At 56.8% G+C, this 11,790-nt stretch carries 20 protein-coding genes; 13 read left to right on the forward strand and 7 right to left on the reverse strand.

The window, feature by feature from the left end; translation table 11 throughout:
• Window positions 1-12: 12 nt before the first annotated feature.
• Entirely contained in the window at window positions 13-513 is a 501-nt protein-coding gene (gene lspA / locus DLM45_RS05390; protein ID WP_181336152.1) for a signal peptidase II, read from the reverse strand.
• Window positions 510-1,202, reverse strand: a complete 693-nt coding sequence (locus DLM45_RS05395; RefSeq protein ID WP_181336154.1) for a cation efflux transmembrane domain-containing protein — start codon at window positions 1,200-1,202, stop codon at window positions 510-512. The genes lspA and DLM45_RS05395 overlap by 4 nt, the downstream gene beginning before the upstream one ends.
• 45 nt (window positions 1,203-1,247) lie before the next feature.
• On the opposite strand from DLM45_RS05395, the gene DLM45_RS05400 reads away from it, so the two are divergent.
• From DLM45_RS05400 to arsH, 6 genes are all read left to right on the forward strand, one after another.
• Window positions 1,248-1,658 (forward strand): MerR family transcriptional regulator, encoded by a 411-nt coding sequence (locus DLM45_RS05400; protein WP_181336156.1) that lies wholly within the window; start codon window positions 1,248-1,250, stop codon window positions 1,656-1,658.
• 75 nt (window positions 1,659-1,733) lie between these two features.
• Window positions 1,734-2,084: an ArsR/SmtB family transcription factor gene (locus DLM45_RS05405; RefSeq protein WP_181336157.1), complete on the forward strand. Its 351-nt coding sequence runs from the start codon at window positions 1,734-1,736 to the stop codon at window positions 2,082-2,084.
• Window positions 2,084-2,599, forward strand: coding sequence for an arsenate reductase ArsC (locus DLM45_RS05410; protein WP_181336159.1), 516 nt, complete (start codon window positions 2,084-2,086; stop codon window positions 2,597-2,599). Before DLM45_RS05405 ends, DLM45_RS05410 begins: the two co-directional genes overlap by 1 nt.
• Entirely contained in the window at window positions 2,596-3,297 is a 702-nt protein-coding gene (locus DLM45_RS05415; RefSeq protein WP_181336161.1) for an aquaporin, read from the forward strand. Before DLM45_RS05410 ends, DLM45_RS05415 begins: the two co-directional genes overlap by 4 nt.
• Before the next feature lie 8 nt (window positions 3,298-3,305).
• Window positions 3,306-3,725 (forward strand): arsenate reductase (glutaredoxin), encoded by a 420-nt coding sequence (gene arsC, locus DLM45_RS05420; protein ID WP_181336163.1) that lies wholly within the window; start codon window positions 3,306-3,308, stop codon window positions 3,723-3,725.
• A complete protein-coding gene (arsH, locus tag DLM45_RS05425; protein WP_210269803.1) occupies window positions 3,718-4,497 on the forward strand; it encodes an arsenical resistance protein ArsH in 780 nt (259 codons plus the stop codon). Before arsC ends, arsH begins: the two co-directional genes overlap by 8 nt.
• Here the strand turns inward: arsH and DLM45_RS05430 are convergent.
• Window positions 4,494-5,111: a hypothetical protein gene (locus DLM45_RS05430; protein ID WP_181336165.1), complete on the reverse strand. Its 618-nt coding sequence runs from the start codon at window positions 5,109-5,111 to the stop codon at window positions 4,494-4,496. The two genes, arsH and DLM45_RS05430, sit on opposite strands and share 4 nt — an antisense overlap.
• A gap of 200 nt (window positions 5,112-5,311) precedes the next feature.
• Between DLM45_RS05430 and DLM45_RS05435 the strand changes: the two genes are divergently transcribed.
• The 7 genes from DLM45_RS05435 (at window position 5,312) to DLM45_RS05465 (ending at window position 8,972) form a co-directional block, all read left to right on the forward strand.
• Window positions 5,312-5,746 (forward strand): hypothetical protein, encoded by a 435-nt coding sequence (locus tag DLM45_RS05435; RefSeq protein ID WP_181336167.1) that lies wholly within the window; start codon window positions 5,312-5,314, stop codon window positions 5,744-5,746.
• Window positions 5,747-5,866: 120 nt separating this feature from the next.
• Window positions 5,867-6,169, forward strand: a complete 303-nt coding sequence (locus tag DLM45_RS05440) for a hypothetical protein (RefSeq protein ID WP_181336170.1) — start codon at window positions 5,867-5,869, stop codon at window positions 6,167-6,169.
• Between the two features lie 31 nt (window positions 6,170-6,200).
• Window positions 6,201-6,425, forward strand: a complete 225-nt coding sequence (locus tag DLM45_RS05445; protein WP_181336172.1) for a hypothetical protein — start codon at window positions 6,201-6,203, stop codon at window positions 6,423-6,425.
• A 58-nt stretch (window positions 6,426-6,483) separates the two neighbouring features.
• Entirely contained in the window at window positions 6,484-8,097 is a 1,614-nt protein-coding gene (locus DLM45_RS05450) for a type IV secretory system conjugative DNA transfer family protein (protein ID WP_181336174.1), read from the forward strand.
• Window positions 8,098-8,115: 18 nt separating this feature from the next.
• Window positions 8,116-8,415, forward strand: coding sequence for a hypothetical protein (locus DLM45_RS05455; RefSeq protein ID WP_181336175.1), 300 nt, complete (start codon window positions 8,116-8,118; stop codon window positions 8,413-8,415).
• Window positions 8,412-8,690: a hypothetical protein gene (locus tag DLM45_RS05460; protein ID WP_181336176.1), complete on the forward strand. Its 279-nt coding sequence runs from the start codon at window positions 8,412-8,414 to the stop codon at window positions 8,688-8,690. The genes DLM45_RS05455 and DLM45_RS05460 overlap by 4 nt, the downstream gene beginning before the upstream one ends.
• A 30-nt stretch (window positions 8,691-8,720) precedes the next feature.
• The gene (locus tag DLM45_RS05465; protein ID WP_181336177.1) at window positions 8,721-8,972 is read left to right on the forward strand and encodes a hypothetical protein; all 252 of its coding nucleotides are present in this window, start codon (window positions 8,721-8,723) and stop codon (window positions 8,970-8,972) included.
• A 25-nt stretch (window positions 8,973-8,997) separates the two neighbouring features.
• Here the strand turns inward: DLM45_RS05465 and DLM45_RS05470 are convergent, their stop codons facing one another.
• From DLM45_RS05470 to DLM45_RS16665, 4 genes are all read right to left on the reverse strand, one after another.
• The gene (locus tag DLM45_RS05470; RefSeq protein WP_181336178.1) at window positions 8,998-9,144 is read right to left on the reverse strand and encodes a hypothetical protein; all 147 of its coding nucleotides are present in this window, start codon (window positions 9,142-9,144) and stop codon (window positions 8,998-9,000) included.
• A 159-nt stretch (window positions 9,145-9,303) separates the two neighbouring features.
• Window positions 9,304-10,548 (reverse strand): M16 family metallopeptidase, encoded by a 1,245-nt coding sequence (locus DLM45_RS05475; RefSeq protein ID WP_181336179.1) that lies wholly within the window; start codon window positions 10,546-10,548, stop codon window positions 9,304-9,306.
• A gap of 78 nt (window positions 10,549-10,626) precedes the next feature.
• Complete coding sequence (locus DLM45_RS05480) at window positions 10,627-10,911, reverse strand: hypothetical protein (protein ID WP_181336180.1); 285 nt, start codon at window positions 10,909-10,911, stop codon at window positions 10,627-10,629.
• Window positions 10,892-11,665: an ion channel gene (locus DLM45_RS16665; RefSeq protein WP_181336181.1), complete on the reverse strand. Its 774-nt coding sequence runs from the start codon at window positions 11,663-11,665 to the stop codon at window positions 10,892-10,894. The genes DLM45_RS05480 and DLM45_RS16665 overlap by 20 nt, the downstream gene beginning before the upstream one ends.
• Window positions 11,666-11,790: the final 125 nt, after the last annotated feature.

The following is an 11,790-nucleotide window of genomic DNA, read 5'->3' on the forward strand; positions in this document are numbered from 1 at the left end:
CGGGCGAGCCCCCTAGTTCAGGGGGCTCTTTCGTTGAAACAAGCCAAATGACGATCCTAAGAGCGTTGCAACGCCCAGCGTGATGGCGACATCAGCGATGTTGAAGCTTGGCCAGTGCCATTGGCCCACATGAAAGCTTATGAAGTCAGTCACTGCATGATTGGCGGCGCGGTCGATAACATTCCCGGCCGCTCCGCCTGATATCAGGAGATATGAAACTCTCTCAGATGAGGCCGCCGCCAAGAGTCCGACAATCGCAAAACCAATCGCAGCAAGGCTGGCGATCACAACCAATGTTGTGACATGGCCGGCATGCTCGGCTTCAAACAGACTGAAGCTGATACCGCGATTGTATGCTAGCCGCAGGTCCAACCACGGAAGCAGCGTGATGGTCCTCGCGCCACCTTCAAGAAGCCAGACCATGGCACTCTTGCTTGCGAGGTCCAAAGTGATCGTCAGTGCGACTAAGAGGAGATAGAGGAACGGCCCCGGCCATCTATTGGTCGAGCTCATTCTTTTGAAACCTGACCCGTGCGGGGCCCGCTAACCGTTCTGGTCCGCCATTCCTGCCATGCTTGCAGCAGTATTTGGGTGGCAGAGGTCAGGAAAAGAGCGGCCATCACACCAGCGACAATAAGATCGGGCCAAGCGGTGGTAGTTCCCCATACGCCGAGCGCCGCGATCACCACGGCCACGTTTCCAATGGCATCATTCCGCGAGCACAGCCAAACCGAGCGCACATTGGCATCACCGTCCTTGTACCGGAGCAGGAGAAGAACGCTGGTCACGTTCGCAGCAAGCGCCAGAAAGCCGATGGTGCCCATGATCTCTGCGCGCGGGAGATCAAGGAACAGCACATTGTAGAGAGTGCTTCCAAATACGAAGAGGCCCATCACAAGCAGGCTTGTGCCCTTAGCCAATGCTGCCATTGAGCGCAAAGCGATAGATTGGCCGATCACGGCCAGGCTGATCCCGTAGGTCAGTGTGTCACCCAGGAAGTCTAGGGCGTCAGCCTGCAGCGCTTGCGATCCGGCGAGTTGCCCCGCGACCATCTCGATGACGAACATAGTCGCGTTTATGGAAATGACCGCCCATAGGATGCGGACGTAGCGACGATCCATGCCGTCGAATTTTGGATTGCCGTGACAGCCGCAGGAATCGGGCTGGCAAGACGCATCTGTAATCTTCTCTTTCACGCTCATGATTCACATCATAAGATCTCTAGTGACTAGAGGAGCAAGTAAATTATGAAAGGTCGCATTCCCATTGGTGTGTTGGCGCGCGAGAGCGGTGTCAAAATCCCTACCATCCGCTACTACGAGAGCATTGGTCTCTTGCCGGAACCCGTCCGCAGCGAGGGCAACAGGCGGCTTTACGGTGAAAAGGCGCTCATCCGGCTTCGCTTCATCCGGCACGCGCGCGAGCTCGGATTTGAGGTCGATTCCATCCGCGAATTGCTAGCGCTAGCCGAACAACCACAGCAATCCTGCGCAAAAGTTGATGCCTTGGCGCGCGATCACCTCAAGGCGATCTCCCATCGCATAGAGCGTCTAAGCGCTCTTAGGACTGAGCTCGAACACATGATCAAGGCCTGCGCAAAGGGGCGGATTGCCCAATGCCACATCCTTGATGCGCTCTCTAGCCCAGCGTCCAGCTAACCCCCCGTTTCGATCGAAACCAATCTCACTGCAAATTTATATTGAATCATTCAAGGATTGTTGTATTGTTAGTGTATGAATAAGAAGCAAGCCGTTACATCTTTGGCAGCGCTCGCCCATGAGCAGCGCCTTGGCATTTTTCGTCTCTTAGTGCGGCAAGGCCCCAACGGGCTTGCCGCGTATGAGATCGCCGACGCCATCAAGGCCAGTCCCACGGCCACGTCATTTCATCTCAAAGAACTGGACCGGGCAGGCCTGCTCCACGCCAGCAGGCATGGCCGCTATGTGCGCTATGCCGTGCATATCGATGGGATGCGGCAGCTGCTCGAATATCTGACGGAGGATTGCTGTCAGGGGCAGCCGGAGCTGTGCGGCACGGTGTTCAAGAAAGCAAAAATGGTTTGTACCAGTAAGGGAGGAAAGTGATGACCAAGGCCCCGCTCAATGTGCTGTTCCTCTGCACGCATAACTCTGCGCGCTCGATCATTGCCGAAGCAGTGATGAACAAGCTGGGGGCTGGACGGTTCAAGGCCTACAGCGCCGGGAGCCAGCCAAGCGGGCGCGTGCACCCCTACGCGCTCGATATGCTGGGCAAGATCGGCTACGACATTTCCAACATGCGCTCGAAATCATGGGAAGAGTTTACCGCGCCTGATGCGCCTCAGCTCGATTTCGTGTTCACGGTTTGCGACAACGCCGCCAACGAGACGTGCCCCGTATGGCCCGGCCAACCGATCAGCGCGCATTGGGGTTTACCCGATCCCTCTAGCGCACAAGGCTCGGATACCGAAAAGCACCTCGCTTTCGCCGACACGCACCGCATGCTCTATCAGCGCATCGGCATCTTCGTGAACCTGCCTCTGGCCTCGCTCGACAGTCTCTCGCTCCAGCGCCGCCTTGATGAAATCGGGCAAAGCACCCCAACGCCGGAGCGCGCATGAGCGCCGCCGTTACTCTCAAACAAAAACTAGTCGCGGAAGCGCTCGGCACGGCGCTGCTGCTCGCCACCGTCGTGGGCTCGGGCATCATGGCCGAGCGCCTTGCTGGCGGGAATGTCGCGATCGCTTTATTAGGCAATACGCTGCCAACGGGTGCAATCCTGGTGGTGCTCATCACAATGCTGGGCCCGATCTCAGGGGCACATTTCAACCCGGCAGTGAGCGCCATCTTTCTCATGCGCCGGGAAATCTCCGCGCATACCGCAGGCCTCTATGTCATCGCGCAGTTATTCGGCGCGCTAGCCGGCGTCCTGCTTGCTCACGCCATGTTTGATCTGCCCCTAATGCAGGTTTCTGAGAAGCTGCGCGCCGGATGGGGGCAGGGCATCTCCGAAGCGGTTGCTACCTTCGGCCTTATCCTGACGATCCTGCTGACACTCCGCGCCAGACCGGACGCCGTGCCGCTCTCGGTCGGGCTTTACATCACGGCGGCCTATTGGTTCACCGCCTCGACGTCGTTTGCCAATCCCGCCGTGACGATTGCGCGGGGCTTCACAGATAGCTTTGCGGGCATCGCACCTGCGCATGTGCCGATGTTTATCGCAGCCCAGCTCATCGGTGCAGTGATCGCCTTGGGCGTAACCCGCATCCTCGCGCCCGCCGCTGCCCAACAGACCGCACACCTCAAGGCGGCAGAATAGAAGACACCATGATCACGATCTATCACAACCCCGCCTGCGGCACGTCACGCAACACTTTGGAAATGATCCGCCAGAGCGGAGAAGAGCCGCGCGTGATCGAATACCTGAAAACGCCGCCTACTCGTGACGAGCTTGTGAGCCTGATAAGCGCCATGGGCATCACGCCGCGCGAGCTGCTGCGTCAGAAGGGGACGCCCTATGATGAGCTCAATCTCAGCGATCCAGCCAAGACTAACGATGAATTGATAGACGCTATGATGGCCCATCCTATCCTGATCAACCGGCCGATCGTGGTCACGAAGCTCGGCACGAGGCTTTGCCGTCCTTCGGAGGCTGTGCTGGATATTCTCCCAAACCCCGCCATCGGTCCCTTCATCAAGGAAGACGGCGAAGTGGTGATAAACGAAAAAGGTGAACGCGTTGTCTGAACTCGATCTATCCCTTCCCAATATCAAGACTGACACTTTTGCCACGCCCGACCCGGCTGCGCTCCGCGAGCCCCAAGCAGCCCATAAGCCACGCATCCTCCTGCTCTATGGCTCCGTGCGTCCGCGCTCCTACAGCCGTTTCCTAACATTCGAAGCCGCGCGTCTTTTAGTGGCCATGGGGGCGGAGCCGAAGATTTTCGACCCAAGCGGCCTCCCGCTGCCCGATGACGCCACCGAAGATCACCCCAAGGTGAAGGAGCTGCGCGATCTTGTAGCCTGGTCCGAAGGGCAGGTTTGGTGCTCGCCCGAACGCCACGGTGCCATGAGTGGAATTCTGAAGGCTCAGATTGATTGGATTCCCCTCAACTCGGGCGCTGTGCGCCCGACCCAAGGTAAAACGCTGGCAGTCATGCAGGTGAGCGGCGGTTCGCAATCGTTCAACGCCGTAAACCAGCTTCGCGTGCTGGGCCGCTGGATGCGGATGCTCACCATCCCCAATCAATCATCCGTGGCCAAAGCCTTTCAGGAGTTTGACGACGCAGGCCGGATGAAGCCTTCTTCCTATTACGACCGAGTGGTGGATGTGATGGAAGAGTTGGTGAAGTTCACGCTGCTCACGCGGGGTGTAAGCCCATACCTCACGGATCGTTACAGCGAGCGCGTCGAGACCGCTGAAGAGCTTTCCAAGCGCGTGAACCTGATCGAAGCAGTGGATGTGAAAAGCAAAGAGTGCGGATGCGCGCCAACCTGCTGCGCACCGGCACAAACTTAAATTCCTTTGCCGAGCGGGTTCTTGAGCAAGTATCTCCGGTAATCCTCATACAGCCGCAGTTCGGGATGTGCATGCGGCTTTGCGCCAGGAATGAACTCGGCCAGCTTTTGCAGCGGTTCGCTCGGACGGAGGGCCGTGAAGGCCTCGGCGATTTGCGCCAATAGGCGATCATCGACCTCCATGCCTCGCAAGTCGAGCGCGCAGAATATCCGCACGGCCTTCTCCAGTAGGAAAAGGTGCTCATCGTCTGCGGACACGCGTGGTGCTTGCCGTTTGATGTAGCGGCTGAAGCGGCGCGTCCGCTCGATGCTCGCGATGATGCGGCGGCCTTCTGGCGCGACGCTCTCGTCTTCAAACAGATAGACACCGGCATGAGAAAACCGGGTGCGCTCGCGCTGCGTTGCAACGGGAAGGTGCGCGCGCAATGTCCCGTAAGTCGTGCGGATCGTCTTACCGCTCACATGGGTAGTTGGCTCCAGTACCTTGATCGGCGTGCTTTCCGCGAAGCCGTGCAGCACCCGCAGGAACTTGTGCTCCGATAATTTGGCACCCGCCACATAGCGATTTCGAGGCGCGTATCTGCGCCCTCTTTTTTGTTTTTCGACGATACCCAACACCCGCACCTACGCTTCACTTCATGGTTGTTTATGTGCGGCTATTCTTCCCTTCGATTTTGCAGAAAACGCCGCGTTTGCAGTAGTTTGCCAGCAGAACTTAAACAAACACTTCAACTCATACGTGTGTGTTCGAGAGCTAAGGCGCGGTGCTTGAAAACGAGCATCGCCAAAAACAACAACAAAAGGAGACTTGAGTTATGACCTACTGCCAACGCTGCGGACGCGATGTCTGCCAACCCTGTGCCTTCAAGCCGGTGAACGACAACAAGCGTGTTGTTGTTGTGGCGAGCGATGAGGAGCTATCCCGCCGCTCACATTTCCAACGTCTGGCAACCGCGACCCGCGCGCTTGGCATCTCCCGCCGCGAGATACCGAACTGGATTGCGGACACGATTTACGGATTTCGGGGCCGCATCACATGGCCGGATGGCAAGCCGTTTGAAATCGACGATGAAGATATCGACGCCGCTTTCAACGATGATGGCAGTTTCCGCTGGCTCTCAACCTTCATGTATTTCGCGGAATACGACCCGCGCCAGGCCCCTCAGCGCCGCATCATCGCCCGTTTACGCCTGATCGATCTCGCCTTCCGCATCTCTAACCCTGTGCGCGCCGGGTTCATTGCCAAGTAGCGCAAACTTCCTCCCAGCATCTTCCCCACACGCCCGCTGGTCGCTCCTAGCATCGACCATCTGCTGCAGGTCTGCCGCCATCTTGGTGGCGGACCGAAGCGGTGAAAGGAGCAATCCCAAATGCGCAACGCCAATGATCATCGCCAGAAGCGCCAGGATGTTTTCATGCAGTCCATCGAGTGGACGGCAAACATTCTGGCCTTCGTCGCCGCCTTCCTGCTGACCCCTGAAATCTATGCTCGCACGGTTCATTGGGTCGTGAGCTACACCGCGAGCCGTTACGGCGTGACCGGTGACGCGCTCGACCTCGTCAGCTTCGTCTGGTTCGTCACCATGGCGCTGCTGACCTTCTTCGTATCGCGCGCCACGCTCGCTACCGCCATCGTCGCAGCCGGTCTCGCTGCCGCGACCAGGTTCATCTGAAAAACCAAGCACCGTCGAAAGGAACTCTACAATGGCTCATATCCCTGACGTCATCATCAGCAAGCCCCGCAAGTTCGCGCACGACGCATTCACTATCCTCGCGGTGATCGCCTTTATCGTCGCAGCGCTCAACCTGCTCGCAGGCAACATCGGCACAGCAATCGTGTACGGCATCGTGACTGCGTTGGTTGGCAACATTGCCTCGAAAATCAAGTTCAAGTGGGTGCTGCGCGGCGGAACCGCTGTTTTCGAATGATAGCCAAAAGGGGGCCGCCGCGATGCGGCCCCTTGCTGTTTAAGGACAGGAGGCTGCGATGCACCCCACCGAATTCAACGAGCAATATCGCTTCGGCAGCGCAGGCTGGGCAGATGAGCGTCTGATCCGCAGTGCAGGGCTTCTCGCAGGGAGGGGCCTTCCTGTCGGTTTTATGGGACGCAAATCGCTGCATCTGGAGGGCGATGCGCCACTCATCACCTTTGGCGGCGCAGGCACGGGCAAGCTCACGACTGTGATCGGTCATATCCTATGTACGGTCCAAGACCGCTCGATGATCGTGCTCGATCCGAGAGGTGAGATCGCAGCCACGTTCATGCCTGCGCTGGCGCGGCACGGAATCGAAGCGTTCCTCTGGAACCCCTATCGCCTGCACGGGCTGCCATCACATCACTGCAACCCGCTTGATCCCATTGATCCGCGTAAATCGACCTTTCATGCAGATTGCAAACTGGCCGCACGGGCGCTCGTCACCGTCACCAGCCGGTCGGAGGGCAAGTATTTCGAGCAGCGCGGCAGCGGCTGGGTCGAAGCGATCATCAAGTTTGATGCGGAAATATTCGGCCAGACGAACCTCGCCAACTTGATGCGCGTCATCAATGTCGTCGAGGGCGACCTTGGGAATTGGGCGACGTTTCTGGAAGCCATGCGCACCTCTAAATTCGAAGACGTGCGCCGCACAGCGGGCGAGATGATCACGAAGCAGCAGGACAGCCCGCGCGAGTTCGGGTCGGTTATGGGTGAGATTTACGCGAGCCTGTCGTTCCTTGACGACCCAATCCTCCGCGCATCGTTGGAGAACCCGGATTTCTCGTTGGAGGATGTGTGCAATTCATCCAGCCCGAAAATTGTCTTCCTCATGATCCCGGCGGAATACCTTCACCAGAGCGCCGGTTGCCTCCGCCAGTTCTTCACGGCCTGCATGCTCTACAAATCACGCGCGCCGGGCTCTCGCCGGCTGCTGATGCTGATCGATGAAGCTGCTCAGCTCGGAGCGTTTCAGGCGTTGCAACAGCTTTACACCTATGGGCGGGGCATCGGCATCCAGCCGTGGACGTTCTGGCAGGATATCGGGCAGATCACCCACAACTTCGGCCCGAGCGGAACGGATACGTTCATGGCCTCGGCACAGATGCGCCAGTTTTTGGGCACACGGGATTTCAGCACGGCGCGGCTGATTTCTAACATGCTGGGCACCGAGACGTTGGAATACAACGACACCCGCTTGCAGGAGGAGGCATCGCGCCAGAAGCGACTTGCCGTGCAGCGCGTAATGGCTGGAGAAGACATGCTCACCGCCATGATGGAAGCCGCGCACTTCTCAAAGGCGGCGCAGATGCGGACCAAGCAAGCAAGGAAGCTGCTGACTGAGGACGAAGTCCTCTCATTGGGTTTGGATAAGCAGGTCCTATTCCTCTCCGGCAAGGAACCTCTGGCCGTGCTGGCGGATCGCAAACCCTATTTCGAGTGCGCGGAGCTGGCAGGGCTCTATCTGCCCAATCCGTATCACCCTCCATACGATCGTGTGCGCATCGCTGGACGTTGGGGAACGCGGGAGGCCCGCGTCATCACAGGACCTGTGCCGAAGAAATATTCGTCTTTCGCCCAATATCGGAATGGAAATTGGGCATACGTGGAAGGCTACCAACCCTGACACGTAAGGAGATCAGACATGAGCAACGACAATGACACTAAGCGCCCCTCTCACATAGCCTACCAAGTGCGGGAGGGCGATGAGAACAAGTCCTACTTCAACCGCATAGGTGCTGTGTGGAAACACAAAGACGGCGAGGGGTTCAACCTCGAGCTGGATTCCTTCCCGAAGGACGGCAAGGTGGTCGTCCGTTCCGTCCAGGAACGCATCCAGGAGACGAAGGACAACGCGCGCGATGGAGATCGCCGTGACGACAAGCGCACCGCCGAAAGGGAGGACCGTCGCCCGCGCGATAACGGTCCCCGTTATGAACGGTGAGCAAACCTGAGTTTGGCCGGGCCGCTTCTGGTGTCGTAACCAAAGCGGAACTCGACCAACGCATCGCAGCTCAGCCCAAGCCGAGGGCTGAGCTGCACCTCACGCCCAACGGCTACGAAGTGCAGACGGTAAACACCGAGCAATTCAAAGCCTACCGCGATCGCATTCATCACCTGCGTGCGCGGCTTAATAAAGCGCAGGACACACTGCGCGAAGATCGCCCCAAAGCGCTGCTGCGCGGACGCGCCAAGCAGGACTTCGATAGGGAGCGGTGAGAGCGCTCCCAGCTCCTCCGGGTTCAAGCCATGAAAACCTTCAGCAAGCTCGACCAAATCCGCACGCATCTCCGCCCTGAGCTTACGCCAACTGCGCGCGTCGCCACGTTAGAGGGCGGCAAACGCGTGCAGAAAAATCTTTCGATCCTGGAAAGCGATGCTGATCGTCTCGCAGACCTCGCTAAGCGCGATGGTCTCAGCCAAGCCCGGCTGCTGTCGGAAGCGTTGGATGCGTATGAGGGGCAGGCTACAAAAAAGACCAGCCGGATTGCTCTCGGCTGATCTCAGCAGTGCGAAAAGTCAGAACTTACTTCTTACCAGCGTCGTTCTTGGCATCGTTCCAGATTTTGTTCACGCGGTTGCGCTCTTCGGTGCTCATCCCGTTCGTTGAAACAGGATTGCCCTTCGTACCCGCATCCTTGATCTGCTGATCAGTGAGGTTGTTGTTGCTCATCGGCTGTAACTCCAGAGAACATCACTAGTTGAAACGGAGGAGAGTCTGCGCTTTCTCGTGGCGGATAAAAGGCAGCGCACGGAATATGACGGCAGTCGTGGATATTTTGATTACTGAAGGGTTTGCCACGGGATGAGCGCTGTGAGCGCTCTTGGTCAATCAGACGAGATCAAACTGCTGCGAGAGCTGCGTTTCAGGAGCAGCCGAATTGGCTTGAGCAACTGGCCCAATCGATAAGCGCGCAGCATTGTCAATGTCGAAGCGGTGAGCAGCTTCGCGAACTTGCTCCAAAGATAGGTCAGCATAACCGGCGTCAATGGTGTGCCAGTCGATGATCTTGCCGGTAAGCTCGTATTCAGTGGCCATAAGGCGAACCCGCTGACGGGGATCGGAGACTTGGAAGGCGTCCTGTAGCTTCCAGCGGCGCTTAAGCCCATCAAGATTGGCGCTTGTTAGCCAGCGCTCCGGATCATCGAGCGTGGATGAAATCAGCCTTGAGATGTCTGGGGCATTCGCAGGTGGTGCCGTGATGCAAATTTCATAAAATCCGAAATCCGAATACGGGACGTAAGCGGCGTATGAGCCCGAGTAGTTCAGGGCGCGAGCGCAAAGCTGACGGTCCAATTCCTTCTTTAACAGTTCTGTGAACGCAATGCACGCCATGCGGTCGTCCGGCGCGGCTTCAGTGTCTTGTACGTAAAATGACAGTTCTTGCGTATCCTGCACTTTGTGATGAGACAGGTGAACCGAGTTGCAAATTGGTTGAGTAGTCGCTGGCGCGGCCGTGCCGCGCGGTAAATTTCGTAAGAGTGCCTCAAGCTGAACCATGACCTGAGCCGGATCAACCGGCCCGGAGACAACGATCCCGATACGCTCGCCCACCACATTCGCGCGGTGATGGTCTCGCAAGGCCCCGGGTGTCATGGCCTCGATATCGCTTCTGAGGCCAAGGATCGTATTGGCAAATAGGTGGCTCCCATACAGGCGCTTCTGGAGTGGTGCCAGCAGCGGAAAATTCGTCCGCGATTCTAATTCTTCGTGCAAGATGCGGGATTGCTCGCGCTCAAAGCTCTCATCGTCGAAGGCGGGATCGAGAACCGCAGTTGAAATGAGCTGCAGCACATCTTGGAAGTCTTCGGCAACGCAGTCGGCCTCGATTAGTACTCGTTCTTTCGAGGTGTAGAATCCGCTGCTGACGCAGAGCCGTTCCAGGTCATCGGCGACATTGCCGGATGCAGTCCGCGCTTGGGACATGCAGTGTTCAAGGAAATGGGTAGACCCCGATACGCCGTCGTGGCGCGAGCCGTTGCGAATAACGAGGCGCACCGAGACGCCGTGGGAGTGGGGATTGGGATCGATACCAACTGAAATGCCGTTTGATAGAACCCCCGAAACAAAAGCCATTATGTATTATGAATAAATAACGGCTAAAAATCAAATTAGCGAAACTGGAATCGGCACCAGCGCTATTGATAGGGAGCGTTAGAGGAAGCGATCAAATGGAATCGGATCGAGATGACCGAGCCACGGCCGATCAGGCTTACCCCTCAGCGGATTTTGTTTGGTCGTTTCGGCGTCGCCATGGCGTTCTTGATGCCTTAGCGCCAATTCCCGCATCAAATCCGGCGGCATTTTTATTTTCGAAAATATTTTTGCTAGCATATTCATCATAATTATCAGCCAATCCGTTGCTATCCTACAGCTTGTTACCTTCAGCGTTCCGCCTGTTTTACGTCTTTGGCGCCTATCAACTGTCGCCCTGATCATTAGGCGGCTCGTTAATTGAAAGCTTGCCGATAACCGAGAGAGTCACGGCAACGGCGAGCGCCATAGACATCAGACCGAGCGACGCTTCTATCATGACCGTAATCCGGCCTGCACTCGATGCTGGGACAATGTCGCCGAAGCCAAGCGTAGTCCACACAACGACCGAGAAATACAACGCATCGAAAAAATTATGCGATGTAAAGCTGCCGCCTATTAGCACTCCGAAGTAGCTGTGCAGCTTAGCGAAAACAATAATTAAAAATAGCAAATTTATCAAGAAATATGTGTAATGGAGAATAATCGTAGTTCTATTGTGGGGAATTTTTTCGGTCAGGATGTTAAAGATATCCGATAGGGTAAGCCACAATACCAGCGCGCCCATGAGAAAGCAGAGATAAGGTGTGAAATGTCCCAGGTCGGCAGATACTAGCGCTAAGATAATTAAGTGCGGCCAGAAGAAGCCTATGAGCCATACAGAATATTCAGTGTATTTGCCTAGCAGCACGAATAAATAGGACGCTAGGTATGCCGCTATCGCCGCGACATACATAAAATAAGGCCACACAGGGCCATACTCAATCAGCAGATAGGCTGCTGCGACGAGCAGAACGATGAACGCTTGGGCATGCCCGTGGCCTTGATATTTCAAACGAACGTAGGTGGCATAAAGCGCGCCGATGGACATCAGCGTCCAATAAATGTGGAACGCCCAATACATTACGTTGGCTGATGCCAGTGATGCAAAGCTAGACACTTAAGCTCTCCGAGTATCTGGGCCACGACAATGCTAAGAATGTTATCGATGCGGACTTCCGGCCACTAGGTGGAAAAGGAAGCCCCCACCCTTGGGTGATGACTGCTGTTACATCGGCAGCTCCA

The organism is Hyphomicrobium methylovorum, from assembly GCF_013626205.1.
GTDB classification, from domain to species: Bacteria; Pseudomonadota; Alphaproteobacteria; order Rhizobiales; family Hyphomicrobiaceae; genus Hyphomicrobium_B; species Hyphomicrobium_B methylovorum.